The sequence below is a fragment of the Streptococcus sp. V728 genome (assembly GCF_052077995.1).
GTDB lineage: Bacteria > Bacillota > Bacilli > Lactobacillales > Streptococcaceae > Streptococcus > Streptococcus infantis_B.
Genome location: NZ_JBQJJH010000001.1, coordinates 17269 through 39129 on the forward strand (window position 1 = coordinate 17269; position 21861 = coordinate 39129).

The 21861-nt window shown below is 42.2% G+C and carries 22 protein-coding genes and 2 other annotated features; of the genes, 19 read left to right on the plus strand and 3 right to left on the minus strand.

All coding sequences use genetic code 11. From position 1 onward, the window contains the following. Positions 1–29: 29 nt before the first annotated feature. From ACTO1Y_RS00175 to ACTO1Y_RS00185, 3 genes are all read left to right on the plus strand, one after another. Complete coding sequence (locus ACTO1Y_RS00175; RefSeq protein WP_441347911.1) at positions 30–1208, plus strand: galactokinase; 1179 nt, start codon at positions 30–32, stop codon at positions 1206–1208. Positions 1209–1226: 18 nt separating this feature from the next. Next, positions 1227–2705 (plus strand): UDP-glucose--hexose-1-phosphate uridylyltransferase, encoded by a 1479-nt coding sequence (locus ACTO1Y_RS00180; protein WP_441347912.1) that lies wholly within the window; start codon positions 1227–1229, stop codon positions 2703–2705. 71 nt (positions 2706–2776) lie between these two features. Beyond that, complete coding sequence (locus ACTO1Y_RS00185; protein ID WP_006149914.1) at positions 2777–3181, plus strand: PaaI family thioesterase; 405 nt, start codon at positions 2777–2779, stop codon at positions 3179–3181. Between the two features lie 65 nt (positions 3182–3246). Here ACTO1Y_RS00185 and ACTO1Y_RS00190 read toward each other — a convergent pair whose 3' ends face one another. Both ACTO1Y_RS00190 and ACTO1Y_RS00195 read right to left on the minus strand, forming a co-directional pair. Next, complete coding sequence (locus ACTO1Y_RS00190) at positions 3247–3633, minus strand: bleomycin resistance protein (protein ID WP_441347913.1); 387 nt, start codon at positions 3631–3633, stop codon at positions 3247–3249. Between the two features lie 11 nt (positions 3634–3644). Further along, positions 3645–4472, minus strand: a complete 828-nt coding sequence (locus tag ACTO1Y_RS00195; RefSeq protein WP_441347914.1) for an exodeoxyribonuclease III — start codon at positions 4470–4472, stop codon at positions 3645–3647. Between the two features lie 262 nt (positions 4473–4734). Here ACTO1Y_RS00195 and ACTO1Y_RS00200 point away from each other — a divergent pair, with 262 nt between their 5' ends. From ACTO1Y_RS00200 to trpA, 12 genes are all read left to right on the plus strand, one after another. Continuing rightward, on the plus strand, positions 4735–6480 hold the full coding sequence (locus ACTO1Y_RS00200) for an ABC transporter ATP-binding protein (protein WP_441347915.1): 1746 nt from the start codon (positions 4735–4737) through the stop codon (positions 6478–6480). After that, a complete protein-coding gene (locus ACTO1Y_RS00205; RefSeq protein WP_441347916.1) occupies positions 6470–8212 on the plus strand; it encodes an ABC transporter ATP-binding protein in 1743 nt (580 codons plus the stop codon). The genes ACTO1Y_RS00200 and ACTO1Y_RS00205 overlap by 11 nt, the downstream gene beginning before the upstream one ends. Positions 8213–8317: 105 nt before the next feature. After that, the gene (locus ACTO1Y_RS00210) at positions 8318–9010 is read left to right on the plus strand and encodes a sugar transferase (RefSeq protein WP_441347917.1); all 693 of its coding nucleotides are present in this window, start codon (positions 8318–8320) and stop codon (positions 9008–9010) included. A gap of 40 nt (positions 9011–9050) precedes the next feature. Further along, entirely contained in the window at positions 9051–10277 is a 1227-nt protein-coding gene (locus ACTO1Y_RS00215; protein ID WP_441347918.1) for a DegT/DnrJ/EryC1/StrS family aminotransferase, read from the plus strand. 66 nt (positions 10278–10343) lie between these two features. After that, positions 10344–10568 (plus strand) — a binding site (T-box leader). Positions 10569–10631: 63 nt separating this feature from the next. Then, positions 10632–11810, plus strand: a complete 1179-nt coding sequence (gene trpB / locus ACTO1Y_RS00220) for a tryptophan synthase subunit beta (RefSeq protein ID WP_016465474.1) — start codon at positions 10632–10634, stop codon at positions 11808–11810. Beyond that, positions 11807–12032: a binding site (T-box leader), on the plus strand. (Overlaps the previous gene by 4 nt.) Before the next feature lie 314 nt (positions 12033–12346). Continuing rightward, positions 12347–13708, plus strand: coding sequence for an anthranilate synthase component I (gene trpE / locus ACTO1Y_RS00225; protein WP_441347919.1), 1362 nt, complete (start codon positions 12347–12349; stop codon positions 13706–13708). After that, a complete protein-coding gene (locus tag ACTO1Y_RS00230; RefSeq protein ID WP_000601917.1) occupies positions 13705–14271 on the plus strand; it encodes an aminodeoxychorismate/anthranilate synthase component II in 567 nt (188 codons plus the stop codon). Before trpE ends, ACTO1Y_RS00230 begins: the two co-directional genes overlap by 4 nt. 10 nt (positions 14272–14281) lie before the next feature. Beyond that, a complete protein-coding gene (trpD, locus tag ACTO1Y_RS00235) occupies positions 14282–15286 on the plus strand; it encodes an anthranilate phosphoribosyltransferase (protein WP_441347920.1) in 1005 nt (334 codons plus the stop codon). Further along, positions 15283–16050: an indole-3-glycerol phosphate synthase TrpC gene (gene trpC, locus ACTO1Y_RS00240; RefSeq protein WP_441347921.1), complete on the plus strand. Its 768-nt coding sequence runs from the start codon at positions 15283–15285 to the stop codon at positions 16048–16050. Before trpD ends, trpC begins: the two co-directional genes overlap by 4 nt. Continuing rightward, complete coding sequence (locus ACTO1Y_RS00245; protein ID WP_441347922.1) at positions 16037–16636, plus strand: phosphoribosylanthranilate isomerase; 600 nt, start codon at positions 16037–16039, stop codon at positions 16634–16636. Before trpC ends, ACTO1Y_RS00245 begins: the two co-directional genes overlap by 14 nt. After that, on the plus strand, positions 16614–17837 hold the full coding sequence (gene trpB, locus ACTO1Y_RS00250; RefSeq protein ID WP_441347923.1) for a tryptophan synthase subunit beta: 1224 nt from the start codon (positions 16614–16616) through the stop codon (positions 17835–17837). Before ACTO1Y_RS00245 ends, trpB (ACTO1Y_RS00250) begins: the two co-directional genes overlap by 23 nt. Next, positions 17830–18612, plus strand: coding sequence for a tryptophan synthase subunit alpha (trpA, locus tag ACTO1Y_RS00255; RefSeq protein WP_441347924.1), 783 nt, complete (start codon positions 17830–17832; stop codon positions 18610–18612). The genes trpB (ACTO1Y_RS00250) and trpA overlap by 8 nt, the downstream gene beginning before the upstream one ends. Here the strand turns inward: trpA and ACTO1Y_RS00260 are convergent. Beyond that, a complete protein-coding gene (locus tag ACTO1Y_RS00260) occupies positions 18581–19243 on the minus strand; it encodes a prepilin peptidase (protein ID WP_441347925.1) in 663 nt (220 codons plus the stop codon). The two genes, trpA and ACTO1Y_RS00260, sit on opposite strands and share 32 nt — an antisense overlap. A 70-nt stretch (positions 19244–19313) precedes the next feature. On the opposite strand from ACTO1Y_RS00260, the gene ACTO1Y_RS00265 reads away from it, so the two are divergent. From ACTO1Y_RS00265 to ACTO1Y_RS00280, 4 genes are all read left to right on the plus strand, one after another. After that, complete coding sequence (locus tag ACTO1Y_RS00265) at positions 19314–19769, plus strand: GNAT family N-acetyltransferase (RefSeq protein WP_441348054.1); 456 nt, start codon at positions 19314–19316, stop codon at positions 19767–19769. An 85-nt stretch (positions 19770–19854) separates the two neighbouring features. Further along, positions 19855–20604 carry a tRNA pseudouridine(38-40) synthase TruA gene (truA, locus tag ACTO1Y_RS00270; protein WP_441347926.1) on the plus strand — a complete coding sequence of 250 codons (750 nt, stop codon included), beginning with the start codon at positions 19855–19857 and terminating at the stop codon, positions 20602–20604. After that, positions 20594–21367, plus strand: coding sequence for a bifunctional hydroxymethylpyrimidine kinase/phosphomethylpyrimidine kinase (locus tag ACTO1Y_RS00275; RefSeq protein WP_441347927.1), 774 nt, complete (start codon positions 20594–20596; stop codon positions 21365–21367). The genes truA and ACTO1Y_RS00275 overlap by 11 nt, the downstream gene beginning before the upstream one ends. Continuing rightward, the gene (locus ACTO1Y_RS00280; protein WP_441347928.1) at positions 21345–21806 is read left to right on the plus strand and encodes an ECF transporter S component; all 462 of its coding nucleotides are present in this window, start codon (positions 21345–21347) and stop codon (positions 21804–21806) included. Before ACTO1Y_RS00275 ends, ACTO1Y_RS00280 begins: the two co-directional genes overlap by 23 nt. Positions 21807–21861: the final 55 nt, after the last annotated feature.

Below are 21861 nucleotides of genomic sequence, written 5' to 3' on the forward strand. Positions count from 1 at the left end.
ACCTAATATTTCGTAAAAGGAGAATTCATATGACACAACATCTTACTGCTGAAGCACTTCGCAAGGATTTCCTTGCTGTTTTTGGTCAAGAAGCAGACCAAACCTTTTTCTCACCAGGCCGCATCAACTTGATTGGGGAACATACTGACTATAACGGTGGTCATGTTTTTCCAGCAGCTATCTCACTAGGAACTTATGGAGCTGCTCGTAAGCGTGATGACCAAGTCTTGCGTTTCTACTCAGCAAACTTTGAGGACAAAGGCATCATCGAAGTGCCTCTAGCTAACCTTAAGTTTGAGAAAGAGCACAACTGGACCAACTATCCAAAAGGTGTCCTTCATTTCTTGCAAGAAGCAGGTCATGTGATTGATAAAGGGTTTGATTTCTATGTCTTTGGGAATATCCCAAATGGAGCTGGTTTGTCATCTTCAGCATCTTTGGAGCTTTTGACAGGTGTCGTAGCAGAATACCTCTTTGACCTAAAATTGGATCGTCTAGACTTAGTTAAAATCGGAAAACTAACTGAGAATAACTTTATCGGTGTTAACTCTGGTATCATGGACCAATTTGCCATCGGTATGGGGGCTGACCAACGTGCTATTTACCTAGATACTAATACTCTAGAATATGACTTGGTTCCTCTTGATTTGAAGGACAATGTTGTTGTTGTCATGAATACCAATAAGCGCCGTGAACTAGCAGATTCTAAATATAATGAACGCCGTGCTGAATGTGAAAAGGCTGTGGAAGAGCTTCAAGTGGCCTTGGATATCCAAACCTTGGGTGAATTAGATGAATGGGCTTTTGACGAGTACAGCTACCTGATCAAAGAGGAAAATCGTTTGAAACGTGCTCGCCATGCCGTTCTTGAAAATCAACGGACCCTTAAAGCGCAAGCAGCACTTCAAGCGGGAGATTTGGACAAGTTTGGTCGTTTGATGAATTCGTCTCACGTTTCTTTGGAACATGACTACGAAGTGACTGGTTTGGAATTGGATACCCTTGTTCATACAGCTTGGGCTCAAGAAGGTGTACTCGGTGCTCGTATGACAGGAGCAGGTTTTGGTGGTTGTGCCATTGCCCTGGTTCAAAAAGATGCGGTTGAGGCCTTTAAAGAAGCTGTTGGCAAACACTATGAAGAAATCATTGGCTATGCTCCAAGCTTCTATATCGCTGAAGTGGCAGGTGGAACTCGCGTTCTTGAATAGTCAGAAGGAGGTTATCTAGTGACCTTAGTAGAAAAATTTGTGACCAAAGTCATTACAGAAAGTAGCTTTGAAGAGTTGGATCGTATCTATCTGACCAATCGTGTTTTAGCATTGGTGGGAGATGGGGTTCTTGAAGTCAAGACTGACCAAGATAACTTGATTGACCTTAAAGATCAGCTTGTTGAGGAATCCGTTCGATTAGGGACGATTGAAGATAGTCTGGCTGCGCGTGAAATTTTCGGTGCTGAACTTATGGACTTGGTAACGCCTTGTCCAAGTCAGGTTAATCGAGACTTTTGGACGACTTATGCCCAGTCACCAGAGCAGGCGATTGCGGACTTCTACCAACTCAGTCAGAAGAATGACTACATCAAACTAAAGGCCATCGCAAAGAATATTGCTTATCGTGTTCCGTCTGACTACGGTGAACTCGAGATTACTATCAATCTATCTAAACCTGAAAAGGATCCAAAGGAGATTGCGGCAGCCAAGTTGGTCAAGTCGAGCAACTATCCTCAATGTCAGCTTTGTATGGAAAACGAAGGCTATCATGGTCGTGTCAATCATCCAGCTAGAAGCAATCATCGCATCATTCGTTTTGATATTTCTGGGCAGGAGTGGGGCTTCCAATATTCTCCCTATGCGTACTTTAATGAGCACTGTATTTTCCTAGACAGTCAACACCGTCCTATGGCTATCAGTCGCCAAAGTTTGGAGCGTTTGTTAGCAATCGTAGAGCAGTTCCCAGGCTATTTTGCAGGCTCGAATGCGGACCTACCAATTGTTGGTGGTTCAATCTTGACCCATGATCATTACCAAGGTGGGCGACATGTCTTCCCAATGGAAGTGGCTCCTTTACAGAAAAGCTTTACCTTTGAAGGTTTTGAATCTGTCAAAGCAGGAATTGTTCAGTGGCCTATGTCTGTGATTCGATTGACCTCAGATTCTAAAGACGATTTGACCAATCTTGCTGAGAAAATCTTACTTTCTTGGCGTCAATACTCAGATCCAAGTGTTCAGGTCTTGGCGGAAAGTAATGGAACACCGCATCACACTATCACACCGATTGCGCGTAAAAGAGATGGGCAGTTTGAATTAGATTTGGTCTTGCGAGACAACCAGACATCTCCAGAGCATCCAGATGGTATCTATCATCCCCACAAGTATGTCCAACATATCAAGAAGGAAAATATCGGCTTGATAGAGGTCATGGGCTTGGCAATCTTGCCACCACGCTTGAAGGAAGAAGTGGAGCAAGTAGCAGCTTACCTGGTTGGAGAGGATGTTTTAGTAGCAGATTATCACCAAGAATGGGCAGATGAGTTGAAAGAATCCAATCCTAGATTGACTGATAAAGACCACGCTCTTGAAATCGTCCAAGAATCTGTTGGTAAAATCTTCGCTCGGGTATTGGAAGATGCAGGGGTTTACAAGCAAACAGAAGAAGGACAGGCAGCCTTTATGCGCTTTGTAAATCATGTTGGACTTATGCCATAGTGTCAGGACCTTCCTCTTGCATACTAGTATAAAAAGTAGTATGATAGCGTTTGAAAGACTAGGAGGAATGTATGAAGGATTTTCACTTTGATGCCATATCAGCATTTGAAAATTATGAAATCAAGGAGATGAGAGATGGTCGTGTCACCGTAACTACCAAGGTCGTGAACTCTTCTCTTAACTATTATGGCAATGCCCACGGAGGTTATCTTTATACTCTGTGTGACCAAATCAGTGGCTTAGTCGTTATTTCTCTTGATTTAGATGTTGTAACCTTACAGTCTTCCATCAATTACTTAAAAGCAGGATATCTCGGAGATGAATTGACCATCAAGGGAGAGTGTGTCCATAAAGGACGTACCACCTGTGTCGTCGACGTAGACCTTATCAACCAAGATGGGAAAAATGTCTGCAAAGCAACCTTTACCATGTTTATAACAGGTGAGCGCTCAGAAGAAAAAAGAATTAGAATTTAGAAATATAAAAAAGAGGCTTATGCCTCTTTTTTATATTTACTTTTTCCGTCTAGTGTTCTATTATCTTATTCACTAAATCTTAAAAAATAGCCATCTGGGTCTAAAACTGCAAATTCATGTGGATAGATATATTGTTCGCCAACTCGAAATTCTCTTTTAGTCAAAGGACGATGAATAGGATAGTTAGACTCGATTACTTTCTGATAGAGTCGAGGAACATCCTTTATGCCAAAGGAGATATTGACTCCACGACCAAAGGGGTAGGCCAGTTCAGCTAGCTCCTCCTTTGTCCCCTCTTCTAGCATTAGCTGACAATCTTCAAGAGATAGGAAGAGGAAGTTTTCTTCTAGTCGCTCGTATTCGATAGTAAAACCTAGTATATCGCAGTAGAAGGAACGAGACTGTTCTATATTTGAGACCATAAACTCGGGAATAACTGCATTGTAGTCCATAAATAAAATCCTTACAATTCAATCTCCAAGACAATCGGTGTATGGTCTTGGCGAGCGCCTGAATCTATCATATCTGACTTGGTAACTTTATCTGCTACACGGTTACTTGTGAGCCAGTAGTCGATTCTCCAGCCTGTGTTGTTGATTTTTGAAGTTTTGCTACGTTGTGCCCACCAAGTATAGCGTTCTGGAACATCTCCGTGAACATGGCGGAAAGTGTCTGTAAATCCTTTGGCTAAAAGGTTTGTAAATCCTTCACGTTCTTCGTCTGTGAAACCTGGTGAACGACGGTTGCTTGCTGGATTAGCAAGGTCAATTTCCTTGTGGGCAACGTTGTAGTCACCTGTAGCAAGAACTGGTTTTTTCTTGTCTAACTCAGCCAAGTATTCCGCATATTTGACGTCCCAGACTTGACGTTCTTCCAAACGTTTGAGTCCATCCCCAGCGTTTGGTGTGTAGACCTGAGTTACGAAAAATGTATCAAATTCCAAAGTAATGATGCGGCCTTCAGAGTCCATGGTAGAAGGTGCACCGATTTCTGGGAAGCTGATAGTTGGAGTGAGTTCTTTCTTATAGAGGAACATGGTTCCAGCATAGCCTTTGCGGGCAGGTTCTTGAGAGGAACGCCAAGTATTCTCGTAACCTGGGAAGAGTTCTTCCAGTACCTCAAGGTGTTTTTTAGTAGGACCTTTAGCTGAAAGCTTGGTTTCTTGGATAGCGATGATATCAGCGTCTTCGGCTACCAAGGTTTGGAGGACGTCTTGAGACAATTTCGCACGCGCAGAGTCACTCGTCAACGCTGCATTGAGGGAATCAATGTTCCATGAGATTAGTTTCATAGTGTGTACCTTTTCATTCAGATTATAGACAATATTATACCAGAAAAAGAAGTAATTCCCCAGCGTATAGTTTGAAAAATCAAGGTCATTCCTATATAATAAAGAATGATTTATGTAAAAGATTGAAAATAAATGAAATGTTACTCCTATGAATATTTTTATCGCTGAGTATGGCAAGGGTCTACTAAACCTTGTTACCTATGAATAAGAAAAACCTGAGGTTCATGCCTCAGGTTTCCATTTGTTATTAGAAAGGAATACTATGTCCATCATCCAAAAACTTTGGTGGTTTTTTAAGTTAGAAAAACGCCGTTATCTCGTTGGAATCGTAGCTTTGGTTTTGGTTTCTGTACTAAACCTCATCCCACCTATGGTTATGGGGCGCGTGATTGATGCCATCACTTCGGGACGATTAACACAGGATGAGCTCCTGCTTCATCTCTTTTATCTCCTGCTTGCTGCTTTCGGGATGTACTACCTGCGCTATGTTTGGCGTATGTATATCCTAGGGACCTCCTACCGACTTGGGCAAATCATGCGTTCAAGACTATTTGAGCACTTTACAAAAATGTCGCCAGCTTTTTATCAGAATTATCGAACAGGGGATTTGATGGCTCATGCAACCAATGATATCAATGCCCTGACTCGTCTAGCCGGTGGGGGAGTTATGTCGGCAGTAGATGCCTCTATCACAGCCTTAGTAACTTTGTTGACCATGCTCTTTAGCATTTCCTGGCAGATGACCTTGGTTGCCATTCTTCCCTTGCCATTTATGGCCTATGCGACTAGTCGTCTGGGGAGAAAGACCCATAAAGCTTTTGGTGAATCGCAAGCAGCCTTTTCTGAACTCAACAATAAGGTTCAAGAGTCTGTAGCAGGTATCAAGGTAACAAAATCCTTTGGCTATCAGTCTGATGAATTGGCATCTTTCCAGGAAGTCAATGATTTGACCTTCCAAAAGAATCTGCAAACCATGAAATATGATAGTCTCTTTGATCCGATGGTTCTGCTTTTTGTTGGTTCTTCCTATGCTTTAACTCTCTTGGTCGGTGCCTTTATGGTACAAGCGGGGCAGGTAACCGTCGGAAATCTGGTCACCTTTATCTCTTACTTGGATATGCTGGTCTGGCCTTTGATGGCGATTGGTTTCCTCTTTAATATTACTCAGAGAGGAAAAGTTTCCTACCAACGTATTGAGAGCCTCTTGTCTCAAGAATCACCTGTGAACGATCCGGAATCTCCACTTGACGGGATTGAAAATGGGCGATTGGACTATGCTATTGATCGTTTTGCCTTTGAAGACGAAGAGACACTGAAAGATATTCATTTTAGTCTCGAAAAAGGGCAAACTCTTGGCTTGGTTGGGCAAACTGGTTCAGGAAAAACAGCTCTGATTAAGTTGCTCCTACGTGAGTATGACGTTGATCAAGGAGCCATTTATCTAAATGGGCATGACATTCGTGACTATCGACTAGCTGACTTACGAAGTTTGATGGGATACGTCCCACAGGACCAATTTCTCTTTGCCAGCTCTATCCTAGACAATATTCGTTTTGGGAATCCTGACCTGCCTTTCTCAAAAGTAGAAGAAGCAACCAAGTTGGCTCAAGTCTATCAAGATATTCAAGCCATGCCCCAGGGATTTGATACGGTTATCGGCGAAAAAGGTGTCAGTCTATCTGGTGGACAAAAGCAACGTCTGGCTATGAGTCGGGCTATGATTTTAAATCCTGATATCCTGATTTTAGATGATTCCTTGTCAGCTGTAGATGCCAAGACAGAGTTCGCTATCATTGATAATCTCAAGGAAACTCGCAAAGATAAAACGACCATCATTACTGCCCATCGTCTCAGTGCAGTTGTCCATGCAGATTTGATTTTGGTTATGCAAAATGGTCGCATCATTGAGCGAGGGACACACGAAGACTTACTCGCCTTGGATGGTTGGTATGCACAAACCTATCAGTCTCAGCAGTTAGAAATGAAAGGAGAAGAAGATGCGCAATAAACAAGAACAATGGGCTGTATTGAAACGCTTGTTGTCCTATCTCAAGCCCTATGGTCTCCTAACATTTTTAGCCCTTGCTTTTCTCCTCGCGACGACTGTTATTAAGAGCGTTATTCCATTGGTGGCTTCACACTTTATCGACCAGTATCTAAACAATCTCAATCAGCTTGCTGTTACAGTTTTGCTAGTTTACTATGGTCTCTACATTCTTCAAACCACTGTCCAATATGTGGGGAATCTCCTTTTTGCGCGCGTGTCCTACAGTATCGTTAGAGATATCCGACGTGATGCCTTTGCCAATATGGAGAAGCTAGGCATGTCTTACTTTGATAAAACGCCTGCAGGTTCCATCGTTTCTCGTTTGACCAATGATACAGAGACTATTAGCAATATGTTTTCAGGGATCTTATCTAGCTTTATCTCGGCAGTTTTTATCTTTGTGACAACCCTTTATACCATGCTCGTTTTAGACTATCGTCTGACAGCTTTAGTATTGCTCTTTCTACCCTTGATTTTCCTTTTGGTTAATCTCTACCGAAAAAAATCGGTCAAGGTCATTGAAAAAAACAGAAGTCTCTTGTCAGATATTAACAGTAAGCTGGCAGAAAATATCGAAGGGATTCGCATCATTCAAGCCTTTAACCAAGAAAAGCGCCTGCAAGAAGAGTTTGATGAGATAAATCAGGAACATCTAGTTTACGCTAACCGTTCAGTAGCCTTGGACTCCCTCTTTTTACGTCCGGCCATGAGCTTACTGAAGCTATTGGGGTATGCAGTTTTGATGGCTTATTTTGGCTATCGTGGTCTTTATCTAGGAATAACGACAGGAACTATGTATGCCTTTATCCAGTACATCAACCGTCTCTTTGATCCGCTCATCGAGGTGACACAGAACTTTTCTACTCTTCAGACATCCATGGTGTCAGCAGGTCGTGTCTTTGCACTTATCGATGAGACCAACTATGAACCGGTCCAAGAAAATGGACAAGCGGAGATTCAAGAAGGAAATATCCGTTTTGAACATGTGTCCTTCTCTTATGACGGGAAACACCAGATTCTTGATGATATTTCCTTTACAGTCAATAAAGGTGAAACCATCGCCTTTGTCGGACATACTGGCTCTGGGAAATCTTCTATCATCAATGTTCTCATGCGCTTTTATGAATTTCAGTCTGGTCGAGTTCTCCTAGATGGTGTGGATATTCGTAAGTATAGCCAAGAGGAATTGAGAAAAAATATCGGTCTGGTCCTACAGGAACCTTTCCTCTATCATGGGACCATCAAGTCCAATATCGCTATGTACCAAGATATCAGTGATGACCAGGTTAAGGCAGCAGCAGAGTTTGTCGATGCAGATTCTTTCATTCAGGATCTTCCATTAGGTTATGATGCCCCTGTGTCTGAGCGTGGTTCGAGTTTTTCAACTGGTCAACGTCAGCTTCTTGCCTTTGCTAGAACCGTTGCCAGTCAACCTAAAATTCTGATTTTGGATGAAGCGACAGCCAATATCGACTCTGAAACAGAAGCCTTGGTCCAAAATTCTCTAGCCAAGATGAGACAGGGTCGAACGACCATTGCCATTGCCCATCGTCTTTCTACCATTCAGGATGCAAATTGTATTTATGTCCTAGATAAGGGACGAATCATCGAGAGCGGCACACACGAGGAACTTTTAGCCCTGGGAGGTACCTATCACAAGATGTATAGTTTACAAGCAGGAGCTCTGTCCTAAGGAAGAATTCCTTTAAAATACAGATTTCTTGCACCGCCTCTTTCATTTTGTGGTATAATGTAGAATGTTTAAAGATTACATATTAAAAAACAGAGGAGAATGTGCATGCTGAAATGGGATGAACTACCTCAGGAGATGCAATTGAGCGAGGTGAAACCATACTACCAGCTCATCTCTGGAAGAAAAGGTTCACTGATTCTCAAGCGTTGTCTAGATTTGTTTCTAGCCTTGGTCTTGTTAATCTTGACTTCACCCGTATTTCTGATTCTAAGCATTTGGATCAAACTAGATAGTAAGGGTCCAGTCATTTACAAGCAGGTGCGGGTAACCCAGTACAACCGACATTTCAAGATTTGGAAATTCAGGACCATGGTGACAGATGCGGACAAGATAGGAAGTCTAGTAACTTCTGCAAATGATAGCCGCATCACCAAGGTTGGAAATTTCATTCGCCGTGTTCGTTTGGATGAACTTCCACAATTGGTCAATGTTCTCAAAGGGGAGATGTCCTTTGTGGGAACTCGTCCAGAAGTACCACGCTACACAGAGCAGTATAGCCCTGAAATGATGGCTACCTTGCTCTTGCCAGCAGGGATTACATCGCTTGCCAGCATTAACTATAAGGACGAGGATGCCATTATCAGTCAAATGACTGCAAAAGGTATGACGGTTGACCAGGCCTATGTTGAGAGAGTCCTACCAGAAAAAATGCACTATAATCTAGCCTACCTACGTGATTTTAATTTCTTCGGGGATATCAAGATCATGTTCCAGACTGTATTTGAAGTTTTAAAATAAAGTAGTCGTAAGATTGAAAATCGATCAAAGGAGTAAAACAATGACAAAGTATAATATTCCATTTTCACCACCTGATATTACCGAAGCTGAAATTGCTGAAGTAGCAGATACCCTTCGTTCTGGTTGGATTACAACAGGACCTAAGACAAAAGAATTGGAGCGTCGTCTGTCCGTCTATACTCAGACACCTAAGACAGTCTGCCTCAACTCTGCAACAGCAGCTCTTGAATTGATTTTGCGCGTGCTTGAAGTGGGTCCTGGCGATGAAGTTATCGTTCCAGCTATGACTTATACAGCATCATGTAGCGTTATCACTCACGTAGGTGCTACACCAGTTATGGTTGATATCCAAGGTGATACCTTTGAAATGGACTATGACAAGCTTGAACAAGCGATTACTGAGAAGACTAAGGTTATCATCCCAGTAGAACTTGCAGGGATTGTCTGTGACTATGACCGTTTGTTCCAAGTTGTTGAGAAGAAACGTGACTTATTTACAGCTACTAGCAAGTGGCAAAAAGTCTTTAACCGTATTGTTGTAGTATCTGATAGCGCCCATGCTTTGGGTTCAACCTACAAAGGGCAACCAGCTGGTTCCATTGCAGACTTTACGTCATTCTCTTTCCACGCTGTCAAGAACTTCACAACTGCTGAAGGGGGAAGTGCAACTTGGAAAGCTAATCTAGCTATTGATGATGAAGAAATGTACAAGGAATTCCAAATCCTATCTCTTCATGGTCAAACAAAAGATGCGCTTGCCAAGATGCAATTAGGTTCATGGGAATACGATATCGTAACTCCTGCCTACAAGTGCAACATGACGGATATCATGGCTTCAATTGGTTTGGTACAATTGGATCGTTATCCTGGCTTGCTTCAACGTCGTAAAGAAATCGTAACTCGCTATGACCGTGGATTTGCAGGAACTCGTATTTACCCATTGGCGCATGAGACAGATACTGTTGAATCTTGTCGTCACCTTTACGTTACCCATGTAGAAGGTGCTAGTCTTGAACAACGCAATCAAATTATCCAAGAATTGGCCAAAGCTGGAATCGCAAGTAACGTTCACTACAAACCGCTTCCGCTTTTGACAGCCTATAAGAATCTTGGCTTTGAAATGGCAAACTATCCTAAGGCCTATGCCTACTTTGTAAACGAGATTACATTACCGCTTCATACCAAATTAACGGATGAAGAAGTAGATTATATCATTGAAACTTTTGTCAGAGTTTCTGAAGAAGTTCTAGGCGCTTCAGAAAAATAATTAAAAAAATTAGTAAAAAATTAGTGAAAACGGTTGACAAAGAAAAAACAATAACATATAATTAACTCAACAAATCAGAAAAGTAATTATTTTTAATCTTCAGGGAGCCTGTGGTTACTGTGAACAGGTGGTTGGAACTAGTGAAATTGGGCTGATTTTAAAAGTGAATTTGAAACAATGAAAATTCGGTAGGCACACCTTACAGTGCAACTTGTTGTTAGACAAGGTAGAGATGTAAAGGGGATATTCTCTTTACAAATGAGGTGGTACCGCGTTACAAACGCCCTCACATGGAAGTAAATTCCGTGTGTGGGCTTTTTCATATTTTGGAACAATGGAAAAGAGGAAAAATTTATGACAACTAAAGGTTATTTTGGACAATTTGGTGGTAGTTTTGTACCAGAACCAATTCAGGCTTTATTAGATGAGTTGGAAGTGACTTTTGATAAATACAAGGATGATCCAGAATTTTTGGCAGAATATCGTCATTACTTGAAGGATTATTCAGGTCGTGAGACTCCGCTCTATTTTGCAGAAAGTTTGACGGATTATCTAGGTGGGGCTAAGATTTATCTCAAACGTGAAGATCTTAACCACCTTGGGTCACACAAACTTAACAATGTCCTTGGACAGATTCTTCTTGCTAAACGCATGGGTAAAAAACGTGTGATTGCAGAGACAGGAGCTGGTCAGCACGGTGTTGCGACAGCTGCAGCGGCGGCCAAATTTGGTATGGCATGTGATGTCTACATGGGGGCAGAAGATGTGGAACGTCAACGTCTCAACGTCTTCCGTATGGAGATGATGGGAGCGACTGTTCACTCAGTTGAAACGGGAACTCGTACACTGAAGGATGCGGTTGATGCAGCCTTTGGAGCATGGATGAACGACCTTGATGCTTTCTACGTTTTAGGTTCGGCTGTAGGTCCGCACCCTTACCCAACGATTGTTCATGAATTCCAAAAAGTAATCAGTGAAGAGTCTCGACGTCAGATCTTGGAAAAAGAAGGACGTTTGCCAGACTACGTCATTGCCTGTGTGGGTGGTGGTTCTAATGCCATCGGTGCCTTTTCACAGTATGTAGCTGATGAAGAAGTTAAATTGGTTGGGGTAGAAGCTGCTGGTCACGGTTTAGATACCGACAAACACGCGGCAACAATGACCAAGGGTAGTGTCGGAATTGTCGATGGAATGAAGACCTATGCAGTCTTTGGTGAAGATGGAAATGTTGCACCTGTTTACTCTATCTCTGCTGGTTTAGACTATCCAGGGGTTGGACCAGAACACGCCTTCTTTAAAGACTCTGGTCGTGTAGAATATGTTGCAGCGACTGATGAAGAAGCTGTCCAAGCCTTGCTTTTACTTAGCAAGACTGAAGGAATTATCCCAGCTATTGAAAGCTCCCATGCTATCGCAGAAGCAGTCAAACGAGCACCAAAACTTAGTAAAGATGAGATTATCATCATCAATGTCTCTGGTCGTGGAGACAAGGACGTAGCTGCTATTGCAGACTACCTTGAAGCTAAAAAATAAAAGATGGAAAAGATACAGAGATTTCTCTCACAGAGAGCTTGTGGTTGCTGAAAACAAGCAGAGAAAGCTGTAAGATTGGGTCCATCTCAAACGAGAGAAGAATTCATGATTCTCAAGGGAGTGCCTTTTATCGCACAGCCTGTTACAGGAGCTATCTGAGACAGGAATGAGAGATAGGAGAAATCCTATAATTGAGGTGGCACCGCGAATTTCGTCCTCACGCAAGTTATTTTGCGTGGGGATTTTTATATATTTACCTCAGATATTGCGATTAATTTTTTAAATATTTTCAATAAATAGGTCGTTATACAATATTTACGAACGAAGTGAGTTTCTAAAAGATGTTTCCCACCATGGTGGTATCCTAGAGAAGCAAAGATGCTTCTCTAGGACGGAATTTTTGAGACATATGGCTCAAAAATTAGGGATGAAATTTCGGAGAAAGTTGCTCCCGTCCGCACTATTTAAGGGAAATAGAAAAAGGTAAGAAATTAAGACTAAAAGTCTATAAATTATTGACTGAAAGGGAAATTACAATGGAACGAATCATTCATGGAGATGTTTTATCACCAATCTTGGCGTATATGCGCTTAAATGGACAACACAAGGTCATACTTGAAAGTATTCCAAGAGAAAAAGAAAATGCTCGATTTTCTATCTTGGCCTATAATCCAGTTTTTGAGATTCAGTTTGAGAATGGAGTTCTTTATCAAAATGGTCAGGTGATTGATCGTGACCCCTTGGATTTCCTTTATGAGGTGACTCATAAGAGCCATCACCATTCAGACCTACCTTTTGGAGGTGGAGCCATCGGATTTGTTGGCTATGATATGATTTCTCTCTATGAAGAAATTGGCCAGCTTCCTGAGGATACGATTGGGACACCAGATATGCATTTCTTTGTTTACGAGAGTTATATGGTATTTGACCACAAGAAAGAAAAAATTCATATCATCGAGGATACTCTTTACAGTGATCGAAGCAATGAAAAACTAGAAGCGGCTTTGGATCAAGTTTTAGAGGAGTTAAAAATCCCTGCTCCAAATGAATTTGAAGACTTGGACGTTTCTCCACTTCAGTTTAGACCACATATTGCACCTCAGAAATTTGAAGAAATGGTAGAAACAGCTCGCGACTTGATTCGCAATGGAGATATGTTCCAATGCGTGCTCAGTCAGCGTTTCTCAGCAGAAGTAACTGGAAATCCTTTTGACTTTTACAGAAATCTCCGAGTAACAAATCCATCAAATTACCTATACTTTTATGACTTTGGAGATTATCAAATCATCGGTGCCAGTCCTGAGAGTTTGGTTTCCGTAAAAAACGGCATTGTAACAACAAATCCGATTGCAGGTACGCGACCTAGAGGTTCCAATGACGAGGAAGATGCAACACTTGCAAGTGATCTACTTTCTGATGAAAAGGAAACGGCAGAACATCGAATGTTGGTAGACTTGGGACGAAATGATATCGGTCGAATTGCTGAAACAGCAAGTGTCCAAGTAACCAAGTATATGGAAGTGGAACTTTTCCGCTATGTCATGCATTTGACTAGCGTAGTAAAAGGACGTTTATTACCAGAATTAACTGCCATGGATGCCTTGAAGGCGACACTTCCGGCAGGAACAGTTTCTGGGGCCCCTAAGATTCGTGCTATGAAACGCATATATGAGTTGGAAACAGAGAAGCGAGGCGTTTATGCCGGAGCTATCGGTTACCTTTCAGCAACTGGAGATATGGACTTTGCCATTGCAATTCGAACCATGATTCTAAAAAATAAAACAGCCTATGTGCAGGCTGGAGCAGGAATTGTTTATGACTCTATCGCTCAAAACGAATACCAAGAAACGATTAATAAAGCTAAATCTATGACTAGAATGGGAGAACTAAGACCATGATTTTATTGATTGATAATTATGATTCATTTACTTATAACCTGGCTCAATACATTGGGAATTTCGCAGAAGTTCAGGTTTTGAGAAATGATGATCCAACCCTTTATGAAGAAGCTACAAAGGCAGATGGACTGGTCTTTTCTCCTGGTCCAGGTTGGCCAGCTGATGCTGGGAAGATGGAAGAAATGATTCGTGATTTTGCAGGTAAGAAACCGATTCTAGGGATTTGTTTGGGGCACCAGGCCATCGCAGAAGTCTTTGGTGGCAAGTTGGGCTTGGCTCCTAAAGTTATGCACGGTAAACAAAGCCAGATTCGATTTGAGACTCCGTCAGTTCTCTATCAAGGAATCGAGGACAATCGCCCAGTCATGCGTTACCACAGTATTTTAATTGAAGAGATGCCAGAAGAGTTTGAAGTGACAGCTCGTTCGACAGATGACCAAGCCATTATGGGAATTCAACACAAAACTCTTCCGATTTATGGCTTGCAGTATCATCCAGAAAGCATTGGAACGCCAGATGGCCTATCTTCTATTCAGAATTTTATCGAGAAAGTTGTAAAGTGAGGAAGACAAAATGAAAGAAATTATTGAAAAATTAGCGAACTTTGAAGACCTATCAAGTGTTGAAATGACGGATGTGATCGAACGCATCGTAACAGGGCGAGTGACAGAAGCACAAATCGCTTCACTTCTTTTAGCCCTCAAGATGAAGGGAGAAACACCTGAGGAAAGAACAGCCCTCGCTCAAGTTATGAGAGGACATGCTCAACACATCCCAACCAACATTCAAGATGCTATGGATAACTGCGGTACAGGTGGAGATAAGTCATTTAGCTTTAACATCTCAACAACTGCAGCCTTTGTCTTAGCAGGTGGTGGCATCCACATGGCTAAACATGGAAATCGTTCAATTTCTTCTAAATCTGGTTCAGCAGATGTCTTGCAAGCTTTGGGAATCAATATTGATCTCAAGCCAGCACAATTGGGTAAGATATTTGACCAAACAGGAATCGTCTTTCTCTTTGCTAAAAACATGCACCCAGCTATGAAATATATTATGCCAGCACGCTTGGAATTGGGAATTCCAACCATCATGAATTTGACAGGTCCACTCATTCACCCAATGGTCTTAGAAACACAGCTTCTAGGAATTAGTCGTTCAGAACTTCTAGAAAGTACTGCTCAGGTTTTGAAAAACATGGGTCGCAAACGTGCTATCGTAGTAGCTGGTCCAGAAGGATTGGATGAAGCTGGTTTGAATGGTACTACCAGCATTGCCCTTCTTGAAAATGGTGAAATCACTTTGTCAACCTTTACTCCAGAAGATTTGGGAATGGAACGCATTGCCATTGAGGACATTCGTGGCGGAAATGCTCATGAGAATGCAGCCATCCTTATCAGTGTTCTTAATAACGAACCAAGTCCATTCTTGGAAACAACAGTCTTAAATGCAGGTCTAGGATTCTACGCCAATGGTAAAGCAGACAGTATCAAGGACGGAGTTGAAATGGCACGCCAAGTGATTGCTAGTGGTAAGGCCCTGGAAAAACTCAGACTATTACAGGAGTACCAAAAATGAGTCAGGAATTTTTGTCACGTATCTTAGAGCAGAAGGCGCGTGAAGTTGAAAAGATGGAGCTAGAGGAGCTTCAGCCCTTGCGTGAAAGTTATCGCTTAGCTGAATATTTGAAAAACCATCAGGACCGCTTGCAAATTATTGCAGAGGTCAAGAAGGCGAGTCCAAGTATGGGTGATATCAATCTGGATGTAGATATCGTTCAACAGGCCCAGACTTACGAGGCTAACGGCGCTGTTATGATTTCTGTATTGACAGATGAAGTTTTCTTCAAAGGTCATTTGGATTACCTTCGTGAGATTTCCAGTCAGGTACAGATTCCGACTTTAAACAAGGATTTTATTATCGATGAAAAGCAAATCATCCGTGCTCGCAATGCGGGTGCGACAGTTATCTTGCTCATCGTAGCGGCTTTATCAGAAGAGCGCCTCAAGGAACTGTATGACTATGCGACAGAGCTTGATCTAGAAGTATTAGTAGAAACTCATAATCTAGTAGAGCTAGAAGCAGCTCACCGTCTTGGAGCTCAAATTATTGGTGTCAATAATCGCAATTTGACTACCTTTGAAGTTGACTTGCAGACCAGTGTAGACTTGGCCCAACACTTCAAGGACGATTGCTTCTACATTTCTGAATCTGCTATTTTTACAGAAGCAGATGCGAAACGTGTTGCACCCTACTTTAACGGAATTTTGGTAGGAACAGCGCTCATGCAGGAAGAAGATGTCGCCCAGAGAATCAAGGAGTTGCAGATTGACAAAGGTTAAGATTTGTGGACTATCGACCAAAGAAGCAGTAGAGGTAGCAGTGTCGGCTGGAGCAGACTACATTGGTTTTGTCTTTGCTCCTAGCAAAAGACAGGTGACCTTGGAACAGGCTGCGGAGCTGGCAACACTCATTCCTGTTAATGTGAAAAAGGTTGGTGTATTTGTTTCACCAAGTCGGTCAGAATTACTTGAAGCGATTGAAAAGGTTGGCTTGGATTTGGGACAAATTCATGGCCAGGTGGCAGATGATCTATTTGAGAGTCTGCCTTGTGCCAGCATTCAGGCAGTGCAGGTGGGTGGGAATGGCCATGTGCCAAGTTCTCGGGCAGACTATCTCCTCTTTGATGCACCTGTGGCAGGAAGTGGCCAGACTTTTGATTGGGGGCAACTGGATACGACAGAACTATCTCAGCCTTTCTTCATCGCAGGTGGGCTCAATGAGGATAATGTAGAAGAAGCTATTCAACACTTTACTCCCTTTGCAGTAGATGTATCAAGTGGGGTAGAAACAGACGGACAAAAAGATCATGAAAAGATTAGAAGATTTATAGAGAGGGTTAAGCATGGCATATCAAGAACCAAATAAAGAAGGATTTTACGGAAAATTCGGTGGACGTTTTGTCCCAGAAACATTGATGACAGCAGTATTGGAATTAGAAGAGGCGTATCGTGAAAGTCAGGCAGATCCAAGTTTCCAAGAAGAGTTAAACCAACTTTTGCGCCAATATGTAGGACGTGAAACACCTCTTTACTACGCAAAAAACTTGACCCAGCGTATCGGCGGAGCCAAGATTTACCTCAAACGTGAAGACCTCAACCATACAGGTGCACACAAGATTAACAATGCCTTGGGACAAGTTTTACTGGCTAAACGTATGGGCAAAAAGAAAATTATTGCTGAAACAGGTGCCGGTCAGCACGGTGTAGCAACTGCAACAGCTGCAGCTCTCTTTAACATGGAATGTACCATCTACATGGGTGAGGAAGATGTCAAGCGCCAAGCCCTCAATGTCTTCCGTATGGAACTTTTAGGAGCTAAGGTAGAGGCAGTGACAGATGGTTCGCGCGTGCTCAAGGATGCAGTCAATGCAGCCCTTCGTTCTTGGGTGGCCAACATCGATGATACCCACTATATCCTTGGTTCTGCCTTGGGGCCTCATCCTTTTCCAGAAATTGTGCGTGATTTCCAAAGTGTTATCGGTCGAGAAGCCAAACAACAGTACCGTGACTTGACAGGGCAAGATTTGCCAGATGCCCTAGTAGCCTGTGTTGGTGGAGGTTCTAATGCTATCGGGCTTTTCCATCCATTTGTGGAAGATGAGTCAGTGGCTATGTACGGAGCTGAAGCAGCAGGACTAGGTGTGGATACAGAGCATCATGCAGCAACTTTGACCAAGGGTCGTCCGGGTGTTCTTCATGGTTCTCTCATGGATGTTCTCCAAGATGCCCATGGACAAATCTTAGAAGCCTTCTCTATCTCAGCAGGTTTGGACTACCCAGGTATCGGTCCAGAACATTCTCATTACCACGATATCAAGCGTGCGACCTATGTTCCTGTGACAGATGAGGAAGCCTTGGAAGGATTCCAACTCTTGTCTCGTGTGGAAGGGATTATCCCAGCTTTGGAGTCTAGTCACGCTATCTCCTTTGCGGTGAAATTAGCCAAAGAACTTGGTCCAGACAAGTCTATGATTGTCTGTCTATCAGGTCGCGGGGACAAGGATGTAGTTCAAGTCAAAGACCGTTTGGAAGCAGACGCAGCAAAGAAGGGAGAAGCTCATGCCTAAGACACTAACAGAAAAACTGAACGCTATCAAAGCAACTGGAAAGGGAATTTTTGTTCCCTATATCATGGCTGGAGACCACGAGAAAGGTTTGGCTGGTCTCGGCGAAACAATTCACTTTTTAGAAGACTTGGGTGTTTCTGCTATTGAAGTGGGAGTTCCTTTCTCGGATCCGGTTGCAGATGGTCCTGTTATCGAAGAAGCAGGCTTGCGCAGTCTAGCTCGCGGAACCTCAACCCAGGCTCTAGTTGAAACCTTGAAAACCATTGAAACAGAAATCCCGCTTGTTATCATGACCTACTTTAACCCTCTCTTTCAGTACGGTGTGGAAAAATTGGTTAAAGACCTTGCTGATACAGCAGTCAAGGGCTTGATTATTCCAGACCTTCCTCATGAACATGCCAACTTTGTAGAGCCATATTTGGCGGATACAGACATTGCCTTGATTCCACTTGTTAGCTTGACGACAGGAATTGAGCGTCAAAAGGAACTCATTGAAGGGGCAGAAGGATTTGTTTATGCAGTTGCTATCAATGGGGTAACAGGGAAGTCAGGAAATTACCGAGATGATTTGGACAAGCACTTGTTTCAACTCCATCAAGTGGCTGATATTCCAGTCTTGACAGGATTTGGTGTATCCACACAGGCTGATGTAGAACGCTTCAATGCTGTATCAGATGGTGTTATCGTCGGTTCCAAGATTGTTAAGGCTCTACATGAAGGACAGGTAGCAGAAATCGCTGACTTTATCCGAGAAGCAATAGCTTACCAAAAATAATCACACAGGCAGCCAGCAAGAGGAAAGGCACAAAAGGTAGTCTTTCCTTTTTCTTTAGCAGGAGAAAAGCTAGTATGCCGGTTGTAGAAGCAAATTGAATTAAAATCAGTATTTCAGTAAGACTAAAAACAAGAGCACAGGAAGCCAGAAAGAGAAAATCCCCTGCACCTATGCGGATATCGATAAAGTGAGCCAAAATTCCCAAGATAAGAAAGAAAATCATAACTAGATTCCAACCACAGCAAACCATGAGAATTAAGTGAAATATTAGCCAGACGATTAAGGGGTATTCTTGATGTCGAAGGTCATAAATTCCTAAAGTTAAGCCAGCAGTGATTAGGATGACTTGACTCAAAGTTAGAAATTCCCAAGAAAAAGCTAGAAAGAGCAATCCAAAGCACAACTCAAAGAAAGCATACCAGAAAGGATAGTGAACCTTGCAGTAGCGACAGCGAAAGCGATTGAATATCTGGGACACAATTGGAATCAAATCCAAGGGACGTAAGCGAGTCTGACAAGAATCACAGTGACTTGCAGGAAAGACGATGGATTGTTCAGGGAAGCGATCGATGACTAAGCCTAGAAAGGAAGCAAGAATCGTTCCAACAAGAAAAAAATAAAGATGAATCATACTTATTTATTCGGAAAAAATAAGAGAAAGAGTATAATAGTTGGATATAGGAGAAGTTATGGGAGCAAATATGAAAATTCACTTTGAAAAAGGACTTCAGGTAGAAAATGCCCAACTCATTTGTCAGTGGTCTAATGCTTTGGGAGAAAGTTTTCAGAAGCAATGGATGGGACCAAAGATTTCTTATCCCTTGATTGCCCAATCCTTACAAAAGCTGGAAGGAATTTTTTCCATTTTTGTTGGAGAAGAGTTTGTAGGCATCATCCAGAAAATCAAACTAGAAGATAAAAATCTTCATATTGGAAGATTTCTCATAGCTCCACAGAAGCAGGGAAAAGGATTAGGTCGAAAAGCTTTCCAAGATTTCGTTAAAAAAATGTTTGAAAATGAAGAAATAGAAAGTATTTCCCTAACGGTTTTTGAGTCAAATCAAAGAGCCAAAAATCTCTACCACAAAGAGGGATTTAAAATTGTTCAAACCATTGAAATTCCAGAACGAAAATACATAATGAGAAAATCTAGGTAAGAACTAGATGACACCCAAAACTGTCCCCTTACAATTTTTAATTCTCAAACTTGTTGCAGAGAAATTTTCTTGATAAAATAGATACATGACTAGATATAAAGCTGTAATTTCCTATGATGGCTATGCTTTTGCTGGTTTTCAGCGGCAACCTCATGCGCGTAGTGTCCAAGAGGAAATTGAAAAAACTTTAACAAAATTAAATAAGGGACAAGCTATTACCATTCATGGCGCTGGGCGAACGGATAGTGGCGTTCATGCTTTAGGTCAGGTCATCCATTTTGACCTTCCCTATCAGATGGATGAGGAAAAACTTCGTTTTGCTCTCGATACCCAAAGTCCTGAAGATATCGATGTGATTTCGATTGAGATAGTGGCTGACGATTTTCATTGCCGTTATGCCAAGCATAGCAAGACCTACGAGTTTATCGTGGATAGAGGACGTCCTAAAAATCCTATGCGCCGCCATTATGCGACTCATTATCCTTATCCACTAGATGTGGAGCGGATGCAACTTGCTGTAAAAAAACTAGAGGGAACACATGATTTTACTGGTTTTACAGCATCAGGGACTAATGTAGAGGACAAGGTTCGAACGATCACAGAAGCTAGCCTCAGGGTTGACAAAACAGGTCAGTTTTTGACCTTTACATTCTCTGGCTATGGCTTTCTCTATAAGCAGATTCGAAATATGGTCGGAACCCTGCTGAAAATTGGTAACAACCGTATGCCGATTGAACAGATTGACCTCATCTTGGAGAAAAAAGACAGACAGTTGGCAGGTCCAACTGCAGCGCCTAATGGTTTGTATTTGAAGGAGATTCGTTATGAAGAATAATCGTATTTTAGCACTTTCAGGAAATGATATTTTTAGTGGTGGTGGATTGGCTGCTGACCTTGCCACCTATACTTTGAATGGTCTGCATGGTTTTGTAGCCATGACCTGCTTGACTGCTTTGACAGAAAATGGTTTTGAAGTCTTTCCAACTGATGAGACTATTTTCCAACAACAGTTGGATAGTCTGAAAAGTGTAGACTTTGGAGGGATTAAGATTGGTCTCTTGCCGACAGTCGGTGTTGCTGAGAAAGCCTTGAATTTTATCAAGGAACGTGAAGGAGTTCCAGTAGTCTTGGACCCTGTATTGGTTTGTAAGGAAACGCACGACGTTGCAGTCAGTGAGCTCTGTCAAGAGTTGATTCGCTTTTTCCCTTATGTATCTGTGATTACTCCGAATCTTCCTGAGGCAGAATTGCTTGCAGACCAAAAGATTGAAAGTCTGGAAGATATGAAGGCTGCAGCGCAGAAATTACATGACTTGGGTGCACCAGCAGTGATTATCAAGGGTGGAAATCGCCTCAGTCAGGATAAGGCTGTGGATGTCTTTTATGATGGAGAGAATTTTACCATTCTTGAAAATCCAGTCATCCAAGGACAAAATGCTGGTGCAGGATGTACCTTCGCGTCAAGCATTGCTAGCCAGTTAGTCAAGGGAGAGGAGCTATTACCAGCGATTGAAAGTTCCAAAGCCTTTGTTTACCGTGCCATTGCACAAGCAGATCAATATGGAGTGAGACAGTATGAAGCAAACCAAAACAACTAAAATTGCTCTAGTATCCATCTTGGCAGCTAGTTCTGTCGTATTGGGGTATTTTATAAAAATCCCGACACCAACTGGATTTCTAACACTTTTGGACGTTGGAGTCTTCTTCACAGCCTTTTACTTTGGCAGTCGTGAAGGGGCCGTTGTTGGAGGTTTAGCAGGATTTCTTATTGACCTCATTTCAGGCTACCCTCAGTGGATGATTTTTAGCTTAATTAACCATGGTTTCCAAGGTTATTTCGCAGGCTTTAAAGGGAAATGGCAATGGCTAGGCTTAGTCTTAGCGACTTTATTCATGGTAGCTGGTTATGCCATGGCATCAGCTTGGATGAATGGTTGGGGGGCAGCCATACCAGAAATCATTCCAAATCTCATGCAAAATATCGTTGGAATGACTCTAGGATTTCTTCTTTGTCATAGTGTGAAGAAATTCAGATAATAGTGAAAAAAGGAAACTTACCCCGAACTATTAGGGAACTATTGAAAAAACTCTG

Excerpts from the sequence above, each read along its gene's own strand:
- ACTO1Y_RS00175 (WP_441347911.1), top strand. The coding sequence starts at position 30 with ATGACACAACATCTTACTGCTGAAGCACTTCGCAAGGATTTCCTTGCT.
- ACTO1Y_RS00185 (WP_006149914.1), top strand. The coding sequence starts at position 2,777 with ATGAAGGATTTTCACTTTGATGCCATATCAGCATTTGAAAATTATGAA.
- ACTO1Y_RS00190 (WP_441347913.1), bottom strand. The coding sequence starts at position 3,633 with ATGGACTACAATGCAGTTATTCCCGAGTTTATGGTCTCAAATATAGAA.
- ACTO1Y_RS00195 (WP_441347914.1), bottom strand. The coding sequence starts at position 4,472 with ATGAAACTAATCTCATGGAACATTGATTCCCTCAATGCAGCGTTGACG.
- ACTO1Y_RS00200 (WP_441347915.1), top strand. The coding sequence starts at position 4,735 with ATGTCCATCATCCAAAAACTTTGGTGGTTTTTTAAGTTAGAAAAACGC.
- ACTO1Y_RS00205 (WP_441347916.1), top strand. The coding sequence starts at position 6,470 with ATGCGCAATAAACAAGAACAATGGGCTGTATTGAAACGCTTGTTGTCC.
- ACTO1Y_RS00210 (WP_441347917.1), top strand. The coding sequence starts at position 8,318 with ATGCTGAAATGGGATGAACTACCTCAGGAGATGCAATTGAGCGAGGTG.
- ACTO1Y_RS00215 (WP_441347918.1), top strand. The coding sequence starts at position 9,051 with ATGACAAAGTATAATATTCCATTTTCACCACCTGATATTACCGAAGCT.
- trpB (WP_016465474.1), top strand. The coding sequence starts at position 10,632 with ATGACAACTAAAGGTTATTTTGGACAATTTGGTGGTAGTTTTGTACCA.
- trpE (WP_441347919.1), top strand. The coding sequence starts at position 12,347 with ATGGAACGAATCATTCATGGAGATGTTTTATCACCAATCTTGGCGTAT.
- ACTO1Y_RS00230 (WP_000601917.1), top strand. The coding sequence starts at position 13,705 with ATGATTTTATTGATTGATAATTATGATTCATTTACTTATAACCTGGCT.
- trpD (WP_441347920.1), top strand. The coding sequence starts at position 14,282 with ATGAAAGAAATTATTGAAAAATTAGCGAACTTTGAAGACCTATCAAGT.
- trpC (WP_441347921.1), top strand. The coding sequence starts at position 15,283 with ATGAGTCAGGAATTTTTGTCACGTATCTTAGAGCAGAAGGCGCGTGAA.
- trpB (WP_441347923.1), top strand. The coding sequence starts at position 16,614 with ATGGCATATCAAGAACCAAATAAAGAAGGATTTTACGGAAAATTCGGT.
- trpA (WP_441347924.1), top strand. The coding sequence starts at position 17,830 with ATGCCTAAGACACTAACAGAAAAACTGAACGCTATCAAAGCAACTGGA.
- ACTO1Y_RS00260 (WP_441347925.1), bottom strand. The coding sequence starts at position 19,243 with ATGATTCATCTTTATTTTTTTCTTGTTGGAACGATTCTTGCTTCCTTT.
- ACTO1Y_RS00265 (WP_441348054.1), top strand. The coding sequence starts at position 19,314 with ATGAAAATTCACTTTGAAAAAGGACTTCAGGTAGAAAATGCCCAACTC.
- truA (WP_441347926.1), top strand. The coding sequence starts at position 19,855 with ATGACTAGATATAAAGCTGTAATTTCCTATGATGGCTATGCTTTTGCT.
- ACTO1Y_RS00275 (WP_441347927.1), top strand. The coding sequence starts at position 20,594 with ATGAAGAATAATCGTATTTTAGCACTTTCAGGAAATGATATTTTTAGT.
- ACTO1Y_RS00280 (WP_441347928.1), top strand. The coding sequence starts at position 21,345 with ATGAAGCAAACCAAAACAACTAAAATTGCTCTAGTATCCATCTTGGCA.